Annotated in this window: 11 protein-coding genes and 1 pseudogene; 5 read left to right on the top strand and 7 right to left on the bottom strand. The window is 71.6% G+C overall.

Annotated elements, in window-relative coordinates; all coding sequences use genetic code 11:
• The first annotated feature begins 39 nt into the window (after window positions 1-39).
• The 3 genes from ACFWYW_RS18960 (at window position 40) to ACFWYW_RS18950 (ending at window position 2,945) form a co-directional block, all read left to right on the top strand.
• The gene (locus ACFWYW_RS18960; protein ID WP_379641020.1) at window positions 40-522 is read left to right on the top strand and encodes a flavin reductase family protein; all 483 of its coding nucleotides are present in this window, start codon (window positions 40-42) and stop codon (window positions 520-522) included.
• A gap of 124 nt (window positions 523-646) precedes the next feature.
• Complete coding sequence (locus tag ACFWYW_RS18955) at window positions 647-1,426, top strand: alpha/beta fold hydrolase (protein ID WP_379612100.1); 780 nt, start codon at window positions 647-649, stop codon at window positions 1,424-1,426.
• Window positions 1,427-1,574: 148 nt separating this feature from the next.
• Window positions 1,575-2,945: a sensor histidine kinase gene (locus ACFWYW_RS18950; protein ID WP_379612099.1), complete on the top strand. Its 1,371-nt coding sequence runs from the start codon at window positions 1,575-1,577 to the stop codon at window positions 2,943-2,945.
• A 91-nt stretch (window positions 2,946-3,036) separates the two neighbouring features.
• Here the strand turns inward: ACFWYW_RS18950 and sppA are convergent, their stop codons facing one another.
• From sppA to glgB, 4 genes are all read right to left on the bottom strand, one after another.
• A complete protein-coding gene (gene sppA, locus ACFWYW_RS18945; protein ID WP_379612098.1) occupies window positions 3,037-4,737 on the bottom strand; it encodes a signal peptide peptidase SppA in 1,701 nt (566 codons plus the stop codon).
• Between the two features lie 70 nt (window positions 4,738-4,807).
• On the bottom strand, window positions 4,808-6,745 hold the full coding sequence (locus tag ACFWYW_RS18940) for a S8 family serine peptidase (RefSeq protein WP_379612097.1): 1,938 nt from the start codon (window positions 6,743-6,745) through the stop codon (window positions 4,808-4,810).
• A gap of 254 nt (window positions 6,746-6,999) precedes the next feature.
• Window positions 7,000-8,847, bottom strand: a complete 1,848-nt coding sequence (locus tag ACFWYW_RS18935) for a S8 family serine peptidase (RefSeq protein ID WP_379612096.1) — start codon at window positions 8,845-8,847, stop codon at window positions 7,000-7,002.
• A gap of 206 nt (window positions 8,848-9,053) precedes the next feature.
• Window positions 9,054-11,225, bottom strand: a complete 2,172-nt coding sequence (gene glgB, locus ACFWYW_RS18930; RefSeq protein ID WP_379612095.1) for a 1,4-alpha-glucan branching protein GlgB — start codon at window positions 11,223-11,225, stop codon at window positions 9,054-9,056.
• 205 nt (window positions 11,226-11,430) lie between these two features.
• Here glgB and ACFWYW_RS18925 point away from each other — a divergent pair, with 205 nt between their 5' ends.
• Window positions 11,431-12,111: a DUF4328 domain-containing protein gene (locus ACFWYW_RS18925; RefSeq protein ID WP_379612094.1), complete on the top strand. Its 681-nt coding sequence runs from the start codon at window positions 11,431-11,433 to the stop codon at window positions 12,109-12,111.
• Here the strand turns inward: ACFWYW_RS18925 and ACFWYW_RS18920 are convergent.
• Together ACFWYW_RS18920 and ACFWYW_RS18915 are read right to left on the bottom strand one after the other, a co-directional pair.
• Window positions 12,074-13,225, bottom strand: coding sequence for a copper amine oxidase (locus tag ACFWYW_RS18920; RefSeq protein WP_379612093.1), 1,152 nt, complete (start codon window positions 13,223-13,225; stop codon window positions 12,074-12,076). The genes ACFWYW_RS18925 and ACFWYW_RS18920 overlap by 38 nt on opposite strands.
• Window position 13,226: 1 nt before the next feature.
• On the bottom strand, window positions 13,227-13,880 hold the full coding sequence (locus tag ACFWYW_RS18915; RefSeq protein WP_379612092.1) for a hypothetical protein: 654 nt from the start codon (window positions 13,878-13,880) through the stop codon (window positions 13,227-13,229).
• A gap of 124 nt (window positions 13,881-14,004) precedes the next feature.
• Here ACFWYW_RS18915 and ACFWYW_RS18910 point away from each other — a divergent pair.
• Window positions 14,005-15,392: pseudogene (locus ACFWYW_RS18910) on the top strand (MFS transporter).
• On the opposite strand, the gene ACFWYW_RS18905 reads toward ACFWYW_RS18910, so the two are convergent.
• Window positions 15,377-18,493: a BTAD domain-containing putative transcriptional regulator gene (locus ACFWYW_RS18905; RefSeq protein ID WP_379641018.1), complete on the bottom strand. Its 3,117-nt coding sequence runs from the start codon at window positions 18,491-18,493 to the stop codon at window positions 15,377-15,379. The pseudogene ACFWYW_RS18910 and the gene ACFWYW_RS18905 sit on opposite strands and share 16 nt — an antisense overlap.
• Window positions 18,494-18,526 lie beyond the last annotated feature (33 nt).

The following is an 18,526-nucleotide window of genomic DNA, read 5'->3' as shown; positions in this document are numbered from 1 at the left end:
CCGGGGGCCCTGGGGGGGGTTGGGGCCCACGGGGGGGGGGTGGTGTTCGGGTTTTCCCCCGGGCGTGGGCCCCGGGGGCCGGGGGGGGGGGGTCTCTACCCTTTCGTCCCCCCCCGCCACGACCTCGGGGTCACGGTCTCCGCCCTCATGTCGGTCTCCGCGGATCCGCCGCTGGTGCTGGTCTCGCTGACGAGTCGCGGCTACCTGGCCGAGGTACTGCTGCGCCAGGACCTCTGGGCCGCCTCCCTGCTGTCGTCGGGGCAGGCGGCCGTCGCCAGCCGGTTCGCCACCGCCGGGCGTCCGTCGGCGCGGCATCTGGTGGCCGGTGTGCCGCACCACCGCGGACCGCGTACCTCCGCGCTGATCGTCGGGGGCGGGGTGGCCGCGCTGGAGCTGGAGACCGTCCGGGTGATTCCGGCGGGCGACCACACGTTGTTCGTGGCTGGGGTGCTCGCCGTCGACTACGTGACCCCCACTGTCGACCCTCTGGTACGGCTGCGCGGCCGCTACCGACCGGTCTGACCCCTGTTCTCCGATCCCCGGCTGGGAGGCCGCATGCCGTTCACCGAAAGAATTTTTGTTCTTGACAAGTTCTTTTGTCGGTAGAACACTGGAGGCAAGCGACCCCCCAGACAGGGAGAAGACCATGAGCACCGTTCGTTCCCAGGACGGCACCACCATCGCCTACGACCGGATCGGCGAGGGGCCCGCGCTGGTCATCATCGGCGGCGGCGGCGCCACCGACCGCTCCGTCAACGCGCCGCTGGCCGGGCTGCTGGCCGACTCGTTCACGGTGTACAACTACGACCGGCGCGGCTCCGGCGAGAGCGGCGACACCGAGCCGTTCACCGTCGAGCGCGTCTACCAGGACCTCGGCGCCGTCATCCGGGAGGCCGGCGGCCAGGCGTACGTCTTCGGCTCCTCCGGCGGCGGCATCATCGGGCTGGAGGCGGTCCTGAACGGGCTTCCCATCACCAAGCTGGCCATCTGGGAGGCCCCGTACATCGTGGACGACTCCCGCCCGCCGGTGCCCGCCGACTACCTCGACCGGCTCGTGGCGCTGCGCGAGCAGGGCCGCAGGGGCGACATGGTGGAGCTGTTCCTGACCGCCGCGGTCGGGCTGCCGGCCGAGTTCGTCACCCCGATGCGCGGCATGCCGATGTGGCCCGGCATGGAGAAGGCCGCCCACACCCTGATCTACGACGCCATGGTCGTCGGTGACTTCTCCCTGGCCGCCGAGCGTATGGCAGGGGTGGCGATCCCCGCCCTGGTGCTCGACGGCGGCACCATGCCGTGGGCCACGAACTCCGCCGAGGCCCTCGCCGCCGCCCTTCCCGCCGCGCGTCGCGAGACGCTGGCCGGGCAGCCGCACAACGTCGACGCCGCCGCCCTCGCCCCGGCGCTGCGCGCCTTCTTCGCGGCCTGACTTCGAGTTTTTACCCGATGTCGGATCGAGCGGGCAGGGCGAAGGATCGGCACGGCCGGGCCCATCCTGACCTGGGTAAATACTGAAATATCCGGAAGCTTTACTCGCCAGTAGGCGTTCCCCCAAAACGCACAAAGGGGGGTAACGCGTGAGCCTTCGCGCGCGCAGCTGCGTCATCGCCGGGCTGGTGTCCACGGTTCTTGCGCTGGTGTTGTGTACCGGTCTGGCCGTCCAGGGATATCACTCGGAAGTCGACGACGTGACTGACCAACTGGCGACCGCGGCCCGGCGGCTGTCCATACTGGCGAGCGAGAACGCGCTGCCGGACCAGGTCCCGTCGGTCAGCGGCCAGAGCGTCCAGGTGGTCGCCGAGGGCGGGAAGGTGCTCGCCAGCACCCCCGACCTGGCCGGGCAGCCACCACTGACCACGCAGCTCCCGCCCCGGGACGACTTCCGATGGGACGGCGTCGTCCGGCACGACGGCCGCGAGCTCATCGTGGTCGGCTTCACGATCAGCCCCGCGGGCGCCGCCTCCGACCTGTCCGTCTATGTCGCCACCCCCAAACCCGGCTACCTCTACGACTGGCCCACCCTGCTCGGCCTGCTCGTCGCAGCCGCCGTCGGCGTCGCCGGGATGATGGTGCTGACGTGGATACTGGTCTCGCGCGCGCTCAAGCCCGTCGAGGCGATCACGGCCGAGCTGGAGGAGATCACCGGCAGCCACCCCCACCGCCGCGTGCCGGAAACCGGCCGCCACGACGAGATAGCCGCCCTCGCCATCACCGTGAACCAGACCCTCGACCGGCTCGACGGCGCCCTCAGCCAGCAGCGCAGCTTCGTCGCCGACGCCTCCCACGAACTGCGCAGCCCCATCACCGGGCTGCGCGCCGAGGTGGACCTGGCGCTCATGGAGACCCGCGACGACGGTCCCGAGCACGCCGCGCTCGAAGCCGTGGACCGCGCGGCCGACCGGCTGCAGCTCCTCGTCGAGGACCTGCTCGCCGTCGCCAGGCTGGACGCCGGGATGGAGCCGCGGCCCGAGCCCGTGGACCTGGCCGAGCTGACCCGCGACGAGCTGGCCAGGCGGCACCCGGCCAAGAAGCTGCTGACCGAGCTGGAGAACGGCGTCGTCGTCGAGGGCGACCGGCTGCAGCTCACCCGCGTGCTGGTCAACCTGCTGGACAACGCGATCCGGCACGCCGACAGCACCGTCCGGCTCGTGGTGCGCGGCGACACCTGCGCCGAGCAGGCCGTGCTGGAGGTCAGCGACGACGGCGACGGGCTCGCGCCGGACGACCGGGAACGGGTGTTCCAGCGCTTCACCCGGCTCGCCGAAGGACGGACCAGGGATCCGGGCGGCAGCGGGCTCGGGCTGCCGATCGCGCGGGAGATCGCCACCCGGCACGGCGGGACGCTCCAGGTCGAGGATCGTTCCCGGTTCGTCCTGCGGCTGCCGCTTCTGACCCGCTCGGCGGTGTCCGCCGGCCGTCACGGCGAGCAACCCCGTCAGACTGCCTGACGACACCTCCCGACCCGCCCGCCGGCGTCGGCGGGGGGTGTGGGGGCGGCTTGCCGTAACTACTCAGAAGATCAGCGGATCTCGTACCAGGTCAGCGGATCTCGTACCAGGAGGGCAGGGCGAGCGGGCCCTGCGGCGGGAGGCCGAGTTCGGCGGAGAGCCGGGCGAGCGGACCCCAGGCCTCCAGGCGCATGCGCGTCAGGGCCGCGGCGCGGTCCTCGCTGGAGTCCGGCCCGCGCAGGCGCTCCAGCGGGTTCAGGCGCGGGTAGGTGCGCACGGGCGCGTCGTCGGCCAGCCCGGCGCGCTTGCGGGCCAGCACCAGGGCGTCCTCCAGCCCGCCGAGCTCGTCGACCAGCCCGCCTTCGAGGGCGTCGGCGCCGGTCCAGACGCGGCCGCGGGCGAGTTCGTGCGCACGTTCGCGGGTGAGCTTGCGCCCCGTGGCCACCTTGCCCACGAAGTCATCGTAAATACGGTCCAGCCAGGTGTTGACCCGGTCCCACTGCTCCGGGGAGAACGCCCGGGACGTCGAGAACATCCCCGCGTTGGCCCCCTGGGAGATCAGCTCGGAGTTGACCCCGACCTTGTCCAGCAGTTCCGACAGGACCGGCTTGCCGCCGAACACCCCGATCGACCCGGTCAGCGTCCCCGGCTGCGCGACGATGACGTCGGCCGCCATCGCGACGAAGTACCCGCCCGACGCCGCCACGTCACCCATCGACACGATCACCGGCTTGGTCTTGCAGGTCAGCACAACCTCGCGCCAGACCGTGTCAGAGGCGACATACGACCCGCCGGGGCTGTCGACGCGGAACACCACGGCCTTCACGTGCTCGTCCCTGCGCGCCGCCCGCAGCGCCGCGGCGATCGTGTCCGACCCCATCGCGCCACCGCCGCCGCCGAGCGGGCTGCGCCCGCTGCGGCCCATCCTGATCGGGCCGCTGCCGTGCACGAGCGCGACCGTGTCGGCCCCGGGATGCGGCAGCTTCCGTACGGCCGGCGCCTTCGCGTACCGCGACACGAACAGCAGCATCGAGTCGGCGCCCGCGGCCTTCTTGACCTCGTCGTAGACCTCGTCCCGGTAGGCCAGCCGGTCGACCAGCCCGGCCTCGACCGCCTCGTTCCCGATGAACGGCCCCCGGTCGACCAGTTCCCTGACCTTCTCGGGATCCAGCCGCCGGCCGTCCGCGATCCCGGCCACGACCTGCTCGGTGACCGACTCGGCGATCCGGGTCAGCGACTCGCGGTGCGGCTCGGTCATGTGGTCCTGGGTGAACATGTTGGCCGCGGTCTTGTACTCGTGCCGCTGCGCGCCTTCGTAGGAGATGCCCAGCTTGCCCAGGGCGTTCTTGATGAAGCGCGCCTCCAGCGCGACGCCGGTGAGCCCCACGTCGCCGCTGGGCTGGAGGTAGACCCGCTCGAAGGCGGAGGCGAGGTAGTAGGGGACGGTGCCGTTCCCGAACTCGCCGAACGTCTCGGAGAAGGCGACGGTCAGCTTCCCCGAGCTGCGGAAGTGGATGACCGCCTGCCGCAGTTCCTGCACCATGGCCAGGCCCAGCGGCTGCCCGCCGATCTTCACGATCAGCGCCTTGACCCGCGAGTCGTGCCTGGCCCGCCTGAGCCCGCCGAGCACGTCGGCCAGGCGGGGCTTGCGCATGGACAGCAGCGCGGAGAGCGGATCCGCCGGAGGGCCTTCGGTGAGCCCCTCGGTGAGATCGAGCTCCAGCACGAGCGGGGCGGTGCGCCGCTGGCGAAGCTTGTCGACGGTTTCGAAGATCGCCTTGCCTGGGTCCATATTTCACACCCTAAGCGACATGTCCCTCTCCGGGGCGGCACCCCGGAGAGGGACGGCGATCAGTCGTTCCTTACTTGTTGACGTGCCGGTAGAGGAAGACGGCCGACTTCTTCAGCTGCGCCGTCGTCGCCTTGCCGGTCCGGTGCTTCTCAGCGATCGTGATCGCCTTCTTCAGCGTGGTCGTGCCGTGCACCTTGGCCGAGGAGTTGTACACGCCGTGCGCGTAGTTCAGCCACGCGGCCAGCAGCTCCCGGTCGAGCAGCGCCTTGCCCGCCTTCGACTTCGTGTTCAGCACCTTGTACGCACGGGCCAGGGTGTCGGCCTTGGTCGCCTCGGGGAAGACCTTGCTGCCGTTCTGCGCGATGGACAGGTAGCAGATCAGCGTCTTGTCCGACAGAGAGCCCTTGGTCTTCAGCATCTCCGTGGCCCACGCCTTGGAGCTGAGCGGCTTGGTGCCCTTGCCGCGCTCGCAGGTGTCGGGGACCGGCTCCGGGTTCGGGTCGATCGAGATCGGGTCCGGGTCCGGCTGCGAGGTCGGCGTCTTGGTCGGCGTGGGGGTGGGCGTCGGCGTAACCGTGGCCGTGGGGGTCGGCGTGGGCGTCACGGTCGGCGTCACCGTGGGAGTCGGCGTCGGCGTCGGCGACTGGGTCGGCTTCGGCGGGGTGGCCTTGGCCAGGTCGATCCGCGGCGTGGTGACCCGGGGGCCGCCGGCCGAGTAGGCGATCGGCTTGCCGGTGGTGCGGAGCTTGGCCAGGATCTGCGCCGGGCTGTAGGCCGGGTAGGCCTGCTTCACCACGGCGTAGGCGCCCGCGACGTGCGGGGCGGCCATCGAGGTGCCGTTCATGTTGGCGTAGGCGTTGTTCGGCACCGAGGAGTTGATGCCGACGCCCGGCGCGAACAGGTCCAGCAGCGCGCCGCGGTTGCTGAACGGCGCGACGGCGTCGCCGTCGTCGGTGGCGCCCACGGTGACGGCGGTGGAGATGCAGGCGGGGCTGCTGACGCCGTCCTGGAAGGCGGAGTTGCCCGAGGCGATGACCGTGGCCACACCGAGCGCCGCGAGCGCGTCGATGTTCGGCTTGATGGCGGCGGCGGTGCCCGTGTCACAGTGTGCGGTGAACTTCTGGTTGCCGCCCAGGCTCATGTTGACCGCGACGACGTTGTTCGCCGTCGCGACCGTCGCCAGGTACTCCAGCGCCAGCTTCTGGTCGGAGTTGAAGCTGAGGTAGCAGGGCGCCGGGATGCCGAAGCCCTGGCAGACGCTCGCGGTGACGATGCGGCTGAAGACCTGGATCGGCAGGATCTTTGCCTCGGGGGCCACGCCGTTGGCCGGAGCGCCCTCGGTCTTCTTGCCGGCCGCGATGCCGGCCACGTGGCTGCCGTGGGAGCACTGGTTGGCGCCGCCGGCGATGCACCGCTCGGTCTCGGCGTTGGCCGCGCCCGGCCCGATCTGCTCGTTCTGCTTGTTCGGGCAGAGCGACTCGGACTTGTACTCGCTGTTCTGGAAGTTCGAGGAGAAGCAGGCGTCGCCGACCAGCCGGCCCGCGAGGAACGGGTGGTCGCTGTCGACGCCGGTGTCCAGGACGGCGACGGTGTAGCCCTTGCCGGTCCAGCCGGCCTCGTTCGCCTTGTCCGAGCCGATCAGCTTGGTGCTGGCGTCGAGCGTGGCCGCGCTGAGCTCGTCCTTCTGGATGGACTTGATGCGCTTGTCGTTCTTCAGCGCCGTGAGCGTCGCCGTGTCCACCTCCGCGACGAAGAACTTCGCCGAGGCGTCATCCTCGATCACGTCGGTCTTGGCGGACGCCTTCTCGGCGGTGGCCGCGACGTCCTTGACGCTGGCGCCGGGCACCAGCTCGATGATCGCGCGGACGGCCTCCGTCTTCGCTTCCTGCCTTAACTCCGAGCTGACGACCGGGTCAGCGGTGGCCGCCTGGGCGGCCGGGGCCACCACGAGCGCGGCCGAGGTCGCTGCCAGCGCGACCGCGCCGGCGAGCAGAGACCGTAGTCTCACTGTTCCTCCGAGGGTAGGCGCCCACCCGGACACACGGGCGGGCGTGAGGCAGTGGGACGCCGTCAGTGGCGTGGCGCGCCGAAGCAGAGCTCTGATATTGGAAAGCCCCCCAATAGCTCATGCGCCGATTTGACTGATGACAGCCGGAAAAATCCCCACATGTGATGGTCGTGAGGCATGAGCTTACTGAGGAGCCTGGGACGTTTGGGAGTTTGAGATGGCTCCGTTATGCGGATATCGGCAGTTCCAGATGATTAGCTGCCCTTTAGGGTTTTTGTCGATTTTGTAAGCTGGGCTGCCGAGGACTTGGCGCTCAGGCGGACCTTTTCCGCGGACTGGAGGGCCTGGAGGGTGCCGGTGCCGTTCGACCAGTTCAGCCAGCCCCTCAGCAACGCCGCGTCCAGCTTGGCCCGCGCCCCTGAAGTGCCCTTCAGCACCCGGTACGCCGTTCCCAGCGACGAGGCCTTGGTCACCTCGGGGAACACCTTGCTGGCCTTGCCGGCCATGCGCAGGTAGCAGTTGAGCGTGGTGTCCGGGATCGTGCCGCTGCTGCGGTGGATCTCCACGGCCCACTGCTTGCCGGTCAGCTTCTTGCTCGCCGTACCGCGCTTGCAGATGGCCGCGGGCGGGGTGGCCTTCACGGTCACGGTCACCGTCACGGTGGGCAGCGGGACGGGGCTGGGCTGGGGGTTGTCCGGCTGGGGCTCGGGGGAGGGGCCGCTGGGGTCCGGGTCGGGGTTCTCCGGGTCCGGGCCCGGGTTCTCTGGGTCCGGGTTCTCCGGGTTGCCCGGTGTGGGGGTCTGCTCGATCGGCGGGCCGGGGGTGGCGCCGGTCAGCGCGGCCTGGAGGTCGAGGCGCGGCGTGGTGACACCGCCGTAGCTGTAGGGGCGGCCGGTCGTCCTCAGCTTCTCGATCAGCTCCGGCATCGGCGTCTGCGGGTTCTGCGCCTTCAGTACGGCCAGCGCCCCCGCCACATGCGGCGCGGCCATCGAGGTGCCGCTGTAGGACGTCATCTGGTCGTCGGGGACCGACGAGTCGATGTCCACGCCCGGCGCGAACAGGTCCAGCAAAGCCCCGCTGTTGGAGAAGTCGGCGATCCGGTCGCCGTCGTCGTTGGCGCCGACGGCCACGGTCGAGGAGACACAGGCCGGGAAGGAGGCGCCGGTGAAGGACTCGTTGCCCGCGGCGACCACCGTGGCCACGCCCTTCGCCAGCAGGTCGTCGACCTTGGGCTTGAACGCGGCGCCCTCCTCGCTGTCGTCGCAGGAGGTCATCGTCGGCCAGCCGCCCAGGCTGAGGTTGACCGCGGCTATCGGGCGGGTGGCGGCGAGCGTGGCGACGTGGTCCATGGCCAGGCGCAGCGAGGACTCGTACGCGGCCAGGCACGACGGCTCGCCGCAGGCCTCCGCGTCGTTGATGCGGCTGAACACCTGGACGGCGATGATCCCGGCCCCGGGCGCCACGCCGCCGTTGCCCGCGGCGATGCCGGCCACGTGGGTGCCGTGGTCGCAGATGTTCGTGCCGCCGAGCATGCACTTGTCGATCTCGACGTCGGCGGCGCCGGGGCCCACCTGGGTCGTCGACCCGTTCGGGCACAGCGACTCCACGCCCTGGTCGACGGCGGAGAAGCAGGCTTCGTCGACGATGCGGTTCAGGAAGAACGGGTGGTCGCGGTCGATGCCGGTGTCCAGGACGGCGATCGTCTGGCCGGCGCCGGTGAAGCCCTGCGCGTGGGCCTGGTCGGCGCCGATCTGCTTGAGGCTGGAGGAGAGCGTGGGCGGGTAGGCGCGGTCGCGGCGGACGGCGGTGACCCTCGGGTCCTCGGCTAACTTCGCGAGCTCTTCCGCGGTGCCGTTCACGACCACGAACGGCTGCATCGCCGGCTGGAGAACGACTTCCACGTCGCTCTGCGCGGCGGCGCCGGCGATCGGGGCGTTCTGGGCCGGGTCGGTCAGCTCGACGATGGCGCGTACCGGGCCGGTGCCGACGGCGATGCCCTCTTCGAGCTTGTCGGAGACCGGGGGCGGGTCGTCGGCGAAAGCGGGGGTGGCCGGGAGTACGGCGAGCAGGGCCGCTGCCGCGATCAGGCGTCGAAGTCGCACTCGTCCTCCGATGGGGGATGATCTCGGAGTTTAGGGGGAATTGCCCCGCAAGCCCAGAGGCAGCCCTGAGGTGGTGCGCGCAATCTGAGGCCCCCTCGCCTGGCAGGGGGCTGAGGGGGCCTCAGATTGCTGGGGGGAAGCGTAAGGATGACCGGCTTGTCGGGGCAATGGGTGAAGATCCCTTTTAAGCCTCGCTTGAGCTTCCGTTAAGGCTCGGGTTCCACGGCGGGCGGGCCCTCGCTGTGGAGCCACACCGCGCCCAGCGGCGGCACCCGCAGCACCGTCGAGTACGGCAGGCCGTGCCGCGACTCCTCAACCGCCTCCACCCCGCCGAGGTTGCCCACCCCGCTGCCCGCGTACTCGTAGGCATCGGTGTTGACGACCTCTTCCCACCGCCCGCCGTACGGCAGGCCGAGCCGGTAGTCCTCGTGCGGCGACCCGCTGAAGTTGACCACGCACGCCACCGCCGCCCCGCCGGCCGCGTAGCGGACGAAGGAGAAGGTGTTGCCGGAGGCGTCGTCGGCGTCGATCCACCGGAACCCCTCGGGCGAGCAGTCCTGCTCCCACAGCGGCGGCGTCCGCCGGTAGACCTCGTTGAGGTCGCGCACCAGCTTCTGCACGCCCTTGTGCCCGTCGAACTCCAGCACCCACCAGTCGAGGCCGCGTTCCTCCGACCACTCCGAGCCCTGGCCGAACTCACCGCCCATGAACAGCAGCTGCTTGCCCGGATGCGCCCACATGAACGCCAGCAGCGCCCGCAACTGCGCGAAGCGCTGCCACTCGTCGCCGGGCATCTTGCCGAGCAGCGAACCCTTGCCGTGCACGACCTCGTCGTGGGAGAGCGGGAGCACGAAGTTCTCGCTGTAGGCGTACATGAGCGAGAACGTCATCTGATGGTGGTGGTACTGGCGGAAGATCGGCTCGTGCCGGAGGTAGGCGAGCGTGTCGTGCATCCAGCCCATGTTCCACTTGAAGCCGAAGCCGAGGCCGCCCAGGTGAACCGGCCGGGAGACCCCGGGCCAGGCGGTCGACTCCTCGGCCACGGTCGAGATGCCCGGCGCCTCCCGGTAGGCGACGGCGTTCATCTCCTTCAGGAACTCCACCGCGTCGAGGTTCTCCCGGCCGCCGAACACGTTGGGCGTCCACTCGCCCTCGCGGCGCGAGTAGTCGAGGTAGAGCATCGAGGCCACCGCGTCCACGCGCAGCCCGTCGATGTGGAACTCCTTGAGCCAGTACACCGCGTTGGCCACCAGGAAGTTGCGGACCTCGGCGCGGCCGAAGTCGAAGACGTAGGTGCCCCAGTCGGGGTGCTCGCCGCGGGCCGGGTCGGCGTGCTCGTACAGCGGGGTGCCGTCGAAGCGGGCCAGCGCCCACTCGTCCATGGGGAAGTGCGCGGGCACCCAGTCGAGCAGCACGCCGATCCCGGCCTGGTGCAGCCGGTCGACGAGGTGCCGGAACTCGTCCGGCGTCCCGAAGCGCGCGGTCGGCGCGTAGTAGGAGGTGACCTGATAACCCCAGGAGCCGCCGAAGGGATGTTCGGCCACCGGCATGAACTCGACATGCGTGAAGCCCATCTCGCTGACATAATCCGTCAGCTGTTCGGCCAGCTCGCGATAACCAAGCCCGGGTTTCCACGAACCGAGATGCACCTCGTACACGCTCATCGGCCGCTGTTGCGCCGGTTCGGCGGCGCGCTCGTCCATCCACCGCGCGTCGTCCCAGGTGTAGCGCGACTGCTCGACCACCGAGGCGGTCTGCGGCGGCGTCTCGGTCCGCCTGGCCATCGGGTCGGCCTTGTCGCGCCACACCCCGTCCGCCCCGAGGATCTGGAACTTGTAGCGCTGCCCCGCCCCCACACCCGGCACGAACAGCTCCCACACCCCCGACCGCCCCAGCGAGCGCATCGGATGCCCGGCGCCGTCCCAGTGGTTGAAGTCGCCCACCACCCTGATGCCGCGCGCGTTGGGCGCCCAGACGGAGAAGGCGGTGCCCTCCGCCTCCTCGTGCGTCATCACCCTCGCGCCCAGCGCCTCCCAGAGCCGCTCGTGGCGGCCCTCGCCGATCAGGTGCAGGTCGATCTCGCCCAGCGTGGGCCAGTAGCGATAGGGGTCCTTCGTCTCGTACGGCTCGCCGCCCCCATAGCGGATCCGCAACGAGTACCCGGGGACCTTGTCCAGGCCGGGCACCATGACCTCGAATACCCCGTGCGCCACGTGCTCCATGACATGCGAACCGCCGTCGTCGAGCACCACCTCCACCCGCTCGGCCAGCGGGCGCAGCGTACGGAAGGTGACCCCGCCGCCGCCGGGGTGGGCGCCGAGGATGGAATGCGGATCATGATGTGCCCCGCCCGCGAGGCGGTCGAGCTCTGTCCTCATCGGCATGCTCCCCACAGTGCCCTACGACGGCCGTCTGCCTCAGCCCCTGCCCGCTTTCACGATGGGAATCCCCGAAAGTGCGAAATCACGGCATCGCAATACAGATGACCTGGTGCCCAGATACTCGACATACTGTCGCAACCCCCATCCAGACGCACGAGGACCCGCCATGCATCCCTTACATCAAGAGCGCCCGATCTCACCCGTGAAGCCCGTCCGTGGAGCGGCCGGGCTCGCCGTCGCCCTGCTCGTCGTCGACTCCGTGGTCGGCCTGGCCGCGGCCGGCGTCGACCTGTGGGTCGCCTCGCTCATGGACCGGGTCGTCGCCGACCCCGACTCGGTCACCGACGCCGAGCTGAACGGCGCGGACGTGATCTTCGCCGGGTCGGGCCTGGTCGAGATGGCCGCCCGCCTGGCCGCCATCGCCGGATTCCTGTTCTGGCTCTTTCGCGTACGCGACAACTCCGAGGAGCTCAGTCCCGAGCCTCACCGGCGCTCGCGCAGGTGGCTGACGTTCGGATGGGTCGTGCCCATCGTCAACTTCTGGTTCCCCAAGCAGATCGTGGACGACATCTGGGTCGCCTCCACGCCCGGCAGGGTCCCGGGCGTCGGCCTCGGCCTCGGCCGCCGTCCCGGCCTGGTCTGGGCCTGGTGGCTGATGTGGCTCTGCGCCGGACTCGTCTCGAACGTGGGCGCGCGGCTGCTGTTCGCCGGGGAAGAACCGGAGGAGCTCGCCCGCGCCGCCCGGTTCGACGTGTTCAGCATCGCGCTGTACTGGATCGCCGCCGCGCTGGCCATCGCGGTCATCCTGAGGATCACGGCGATGCAGGAGGCCGGCCGTACCGCGGCTAGTGCGGGTTCTTCGCCGTCACATCCCGCGGAGTGATGCGGAAGCCCTGCCAGTGGACCGGCATCGGGTCGGCGTCCTCGTCCCTGGCGACGTGGTGGTAGCCGACGTTCACCCAGATCACCGGGTCCTTGACGCGCTCGCGGCCGGCGTACTGGTCGACGGACTTGCCGCATTTGGGAGCCACGTTGTAGGTGGCCAGGCGTTCGCAGGAGCGGTACTGGGTCACGTAGAGGTCGGCGCGGGTGAACGCCTCGTCCGACGGGCCGCGGTACTGCGCGCTGTCGGAGTTGTTGATCTCCCAGCTGACCGGGTGGAGATCGGTGTTGCGCACCTTCGGATCGACCACGCGCCACCAGCGCATCCGCCGGTTGACCGCCTTGGTCTCGCGGCGTAGGACGGTCCGCTTCAACGCCCGCTTCTTCGTCCTGTCACCGGCGAAGTCGTACTGCTCCACGACATCGCGGGAGGCGCCCTGGATGTCGAAGTCCATCCGCCAGAACACGTTGTGGCTGTGGGACTCCTCGAAATGCCTGCCGCCCACCCCGATCGGCCAGCCGTGCTTGGGCGCGGTCGTGGTGCCCGCCAGTGACCCGGTCGCGCCCACGCGCGGCGTGATCGAGCCGTCGTCGCCGAAGACGAACTCGGCGATGTAGGTGTACCAGCCCACCTGGTAGGCCGACAGCACCACGAGCTCGCGTCCCTGCTTCGACCTGCGCAGCGCCGGGTCGCCGAAGCCGTCCTTGAGGTAGGCGTGGCCGCGCGGCCTGGTCGTCACGCACACCACCTGCTTGCGCCGCTCGCCGCCCGGACAGTCGGCGTCGGTGAGCGGGATCGCCGCCGAGCCGAGCGAGCCGATGTCGTGGTAGCGCGGCTCGCCCGAGTCGTACGGCACGTGGATCTGCGCCAGCGCCGCGCTCCGCAGCACGCTCACGCCCGGCGAGCCCTTGGGCACGTACGTGACCCGGTTGAGCGTCAGCCCCTCGATCGTGCGCATCTCCCAGCACAGCCGCCAGCGCGCGCCGCCGGGAAGCTCCCGGTCGATCAGGTACGGCGAGCCGCACGGACGCTCCGCGGGAGCCGTACCGGAGGCGAGGGGTGTGACGGAACCGGCGGCGGCCACGAAGACCGCCAGAGCGAGTTGCAGGAACAAGTCACCACTCCAGGGTGTGAACCTTCTTGGCGGACAGGTCGATGACGATGCGGCTGGTGTCGAGGTGCTTGCCGTCGGGCAGCCGGACGAACAGCCGCACGCACCGGTGGGTGGCGCACGGCCCGCCGGGCTGGGAGTAGATGAGCCCGCGCAGCCCCAGGTCGGCGGCGGAGCGCAGCTCGCGGCCCGCGGCCTTGGCGTAGGCACGCCGCACGCCCCTGCCGAGCTTGGGGTGGGCCAGCAGCAGTTCGGCGGCGGCCGTCTCCTCGCGGCGGGAGGGCGGCGGCTGCACGCCCTTGCCCCGGGTCTCCCTGACGATCTTGTTGTCGCCGAGGTCGACCGTGCGCACGATGAGCGAGTCGTCGGCGTAGTCGTAGAGGTAGGCCTCCGCGCGCCGGTCGTCCTCGGCCTTGTCGTCGTCGCGCTCGACGTAGAGCAGTTCGACGCGGCCGGCCTTCATGTGCTCGTGGGAGGGCCCGGTCGCGATCGCGCCCGCGCGGCTGACCTCGCCGGGCGTCAGCGGGTCGCCCGGCGAGGGCGTCGTCCGCGCGGTCCGCGCGGCCTCCGGGGCGTCCTCGCCGGTCAGTAGTACGGCCGCGCCGGCGAAAAGCGAGATTCCGGTGGCCGCGGCCGCCACCACAACAACGCGCCGCATGCCGCCTCCTTACCCTTCGTTAGACAATGCCTACGAAGAGTAGTGGTTGGCGGGGTTGTTCCGGCCGGCAATCGCCGATATCAGGTTGACCTCAAGTCGAGTTGAGCTTTTATCGTTTATTTGCATGAACATGAAACGTGCCGGTCGTCGCGAGTGGACCGGTCTGGCGGTCCTGATCCTCCCGACCCTGTTGATCTCCATTGACGTCTCCGTCTTGCACCTGGCCGTTCCCGCGCTGACCGAGGACCTGCGGCCCAGCGCCGCGCAGCTCCTGTGGATCAACGACATCTACGGCTTTCTCATCGCCGGCTTTCTGATCACGATGGGCAACATCGGCGACCGGATCGGCCGCCGCAAGCTGCTGCTGATCGGCGGGGCCGCCTTCGCCGCCGCCTCCGTGCTGGCCGCCTACGCGCCCAGCGCCGAGTTGCTCATCGCCGCGCGCGCCCTGCTCGGCGTCGCCGGCGCCACACTGATGCCCTCGACGTTGTCGCTGATCAGGAACATGTTCCACGATCCGGCCCAGCGCACGACCGCGATCAGCCTGTGGATGACCGGCTTCACCGCGGGCATGGTGCTCGGGCCCGTCGTCGGCGGGGCGTTGCTGGAGAACTTCTGGTGGGGTTCTGCGTTCCTGCTGGGTGTGCCGGTCATGGCGATCCTGCTGGTCGCCGGGCCGTTGCTGCTGCCCGAGTACCGCGCGCCGAGCAGCGGCCGCGTCGACGCGGCCAGCGTGGTGCTCTCCGTCGCCGCCGCGCTGCTGGCCATCTACGGGGTCAAGGAGATCGCCACGTACGGCCCTTCCTGGCCGGCCGCCGCCACCCTCGTCGCCGGCCTGGCCCTGGCCGTCGTGTTCATCCGCAGGCAGCGCAGGCTCGCCGACCCGCTCCTGGACATGAAGCTGTTCGCCGAGCGCCGGTTCAGCGCCGCGCTCGGAACGCTGATGCTCGTCATCCGGCCGGTGCCGGGCTGGTCGTCGGCGCGGCGGGCGTCGCCCTGCTCACCCAGGTGGACGCGGGCGGCGGCGTCGCGCTCCTGGTCGGCGGCCAGGTGCTGTTCTTCCTGGGCGCCTCGCCGCTCCTGGTCGTCGGCACCGACCTGGTCGTGGGCGCCGCGCCGCCGGAGCGCTCAGGCTCGGCCGCCGCGCTGTCGGAGACCGGCCAGGAGTTCGGCGGCGCGCTGGGGCTGGCCGTCTTCGGCAGCATCGCCGCCGCCGTCTACCGGGGCAGCCTGGAACTGCCCGACGGCGTGTCCCCGGGGGCGGCACTCGACACGCTGGGCGGGGCCCTGTCAGCCGCGCAGGAACTCCCCGAGGCCACGGGGGCCGCGCTGGCGAGCGCCGCCCGCGAGGCGTTCACCACCAGCATCAACGTCGCCGCAGGTGCCGGGGCCGTGGTCCTGCTGGCCGCCGCCCTGCTGTCGGCCGTGGCCCTGCGCATGGTCCCGCCGACGAGCGCCCAGGGGAGCGAGGAGCCGGAGGCGCTGCCCGTTCCCGATCAGGTGGCCCGGTAGGCCAGGTCGAGAACGTCGGACAGGGGCAGGGCGGCGCCACGGGCGCGGGCCGACATGTACGGCTGCTCGCCCAGCCCCGCCAGCGCATGGGCGGCGATCCGGTCCACGTCGCCCCGCTCGCCCGGCGGCAGCGGCGCCCCGGACCCCTCCCGCAGCGCGGTCGCCTGCCCCAGCAGCACCGCCGCCTGCTCATGACGTCCCTGGAGCGTCCTGGCCCCCGCCACCCCCTCCAGGGACAGCGCGATCGCCCGGGGATCGCCCACGGCCCGCGCCGCCGCCAGCCCGTCGAGATGCGAGGCGACCGCGACGTCCGCGTGCACCAGCACGGCGGCGGGCGGATCAGCGCCGAACCCCGCGTTGTCCTGGCCCGTCGCGGCGGTCAGGACGGCGTGGCCGCGTAGTTCGGCGATGAAGCCGAGCTCGGCCAGGATCAGCGCCGCCCCCGGCTCGCCGGCCACCTCGCGCACCCAGCCCAGCCAGCGCCGCAGGTGCCGCTCGGCGTCGTCCAGCCGCCCCTGCCGCCGGGCCGACAGCGCGAGACCGACCTCGGCGTCCTCCTCCGCCGGCCGGTTGGCCTGCTCGACCGCGCGCCTGCGGGAGCGTTCGTGGTAGTCGTCGGCCAGCGCGTAGTCGCCCTCCAGCAGCGCGATCCGCCCGAGCTTGGACAGGATCGAGGTGACGTCGCTCCACAACCCGAGCTCCTCGGCCACCTTCAGCCCCTCGCGGCGCAGCTCCGCCGCCCGCGCGTAGTCGCCGACGATCTCGGCCAGCGAACTGAGCACCTCCGTGGCCCGCGTCTGCCCCCACCGGTCACCGGCGAGCTTGAACAACTCCAGGCTCCGCCCGGCGTCGGCCCGAAGCTCGGCCAGCTCGCCGCGCATCATGGCCCGCTTGGCCCGCACGCTGAGCGCCGCGGCCTCGCCCCACATGTCGCCGAGCTCCACGAACGTCTCCAGCGCCGGGCCGATCAGCGAGTCGCTGCACTCCGGGCTCTCGAACCCGAACAGCGCCATCCCCAGGAACCACCCCAGCCTGGCCCGCCGTCCGGGATCGTCGACCTTGTCCAGCTCGGCGGGATCGAGGTCGACGGGATCGCCCATCGACATCGCCACCCCGGCCCACCACATCCGCGTCTGCGGATCCTCGGCCAGCGACAGCGCCGTCTCCAGCGACCGGCGCGCCTCGCCCAGCCTGCCGCGCAGCACCCAGTACCAGGCCAGCGCCCGCACCAGGCGGTGCGCCTGCTCGGCCAGCCCCATCGCGGCCGCGGTGTCGAGCGCCGCGCGCAGGTTGGCCGCCTCGGTGTCGAGCGTGTCGAGCCAGCGCTGCTGGTCATGCCCGCGCAGGTACGGCTCGGCCCGCTCGGCCAGCGCGACGTGGTGGTCGAGATGGCGCCGGCGTACCAGGTCGGACTCGCCCGCCTCCGCCAGCCGTTCGGCCGAGTAGGCGGCGACGGACTCCAGCAGCCGGAAGCGCGCCCCGCCCACCACGAGCGAGCGGTCGACCAGCCTGGCCAGCAGGTCGAGCACGTCGTGGCCCGGCTCCGCGCACACCTGCTCCGCCGCCTCCAGCGTGCACCCGTCAGCGTGTACGGCCAGCCGCCGCAACACCAGCCGCTCCGGCTCGCTCAGCAGATCCCAGCTCCAGTCGATCATCGCCCGGAGCGTCCGCTGCCGTGCCGGCGCGTCCCGCATGCCGGTGCTGAGCAGCCGGAACCGGTCGTCCAGCCGGTCGGCGAGCTGGCGCGGTGACAGGGCGCGCGCCCGCGCGGCGGCCAGCTCGACCGCCAGCGGAATCCCGTCGAGGCGGGCGCAGATCTCCGCCACGGCCGCGTCGCCGACCAGCCCGCCGCCCGCGCGCACGCTGAACAGCTCGATCGCCGCCTCCGGCGCGAGCGGCGGCACGCTCCAGGCGCTCTCGCCGCTGACCCGCAGCGTCTCCTGGCTGGTGGCCAGCACGCGCAGCTCGGGCGCGGCCTGCAACAGGTGGCGGGTCAGCGGCGCGACCTGCTCGACCACGTGCTCGCAGTTGTCCAGGACGAGGAGGGCGCGCTTGCCGGACAGGGCGGCGGCGACCCGCTCGGCGACGGACCCCTGCCCGTGGTCGGGCAGCCCGAGCACCTCGCCTACGATCGCCGCCACGCACCGGTCGTCGCGCCGAGGGCGCACGGGCGCCAGCTCGACCAGCCAGGTGCCGTCTGGGAAGGCCTGGGCCGAGGCGGCGGCAGCGGCCAGGGCCAGCCGGGTCTTGCCGACGCCGCCGGGGCCGGTCAGCGTGACCAGGCGGTTGTCGGCCAGGAGCGCGCTCACCTCGGCCACCGCCTCGTCGCGGCCGATGAGGTCGGTGAGCGGGGCGGGCAGGTTGCTCTGGGCACGCGTGGGCGCCTGCAGGGCCGGGTCCTGGCGCAGGATCCGGGCGTGCAGGTCGGCGAGTTCGGGCGACGGGTCGAGGCCCAGGTCTTCGGCCAGGCGTTCGCGCAGGTCGGCGTAGGCGGCCAGGGCCTCGCTCTGGCGGCCCTGCCGGTAGAGGGAGCGTATGTGCGCGGCGCGCAGCCGCTCGCGCAGGGGGTGCTCGGCCACCAGGTCGGCGACCTCGACCGGCTCGCCCAGGGTCAGCCGCACCTCGGCCAGCTCCTCCAGGGCGGACAGGCGCTGCTCCTCCAGTTTGGCCGCCGCCGGGCGCACCACGTCGTGGTCGGACTGCCCGGCGAAGGCGGGCCCGCGCCACAGGCCGAGCGCCTGGACCAGCGCGTCGGCCCGTGCCCGCGCGTCGGGGGCGGGCGCGGTGAGCAGCGCCTGGAAACGTTCGGCGTCGACGGCCTCGGCGGGCACGTCGAGCACGTATCCGGCGGCGCGGAACTTGATCGCGTCGCGGTCGGCCAGCGCCCCGCGCAGCTGGGACACCTTGACCCGTAGCGCGGCGAGGGCGTCACGCGGCGGCCGCTCGCCCCACAGCTCCTCGACCAGCCGGTCGGCGGAGACCGGCCGCCCGCGGTGCACCAGCAGCCCCGCCAGCAGCAGCCTGACCTTCGCCTCCCGCACGGTGAGCGGCTCCCCGGTGGCCGCCCACACCTCCAGGGGCCCTAGCACCCCGAACCGCATAATCCCCCCATAACTCGCTCAGAAGCCGACCAT

The organism is Nonomuraea sp. NPDC059023 (genome assembly GCF_042740095.1).
GTDB lineage: Bacteria > Actinomycetota > Actinomycetes > Streptosporangiales > Streptosporangiaceae > Nonomuraea.
Note: the sequence above shows the minus strand (reverse complement) of the source record. Positions and strands in the feature narration are given on the sequence as shown.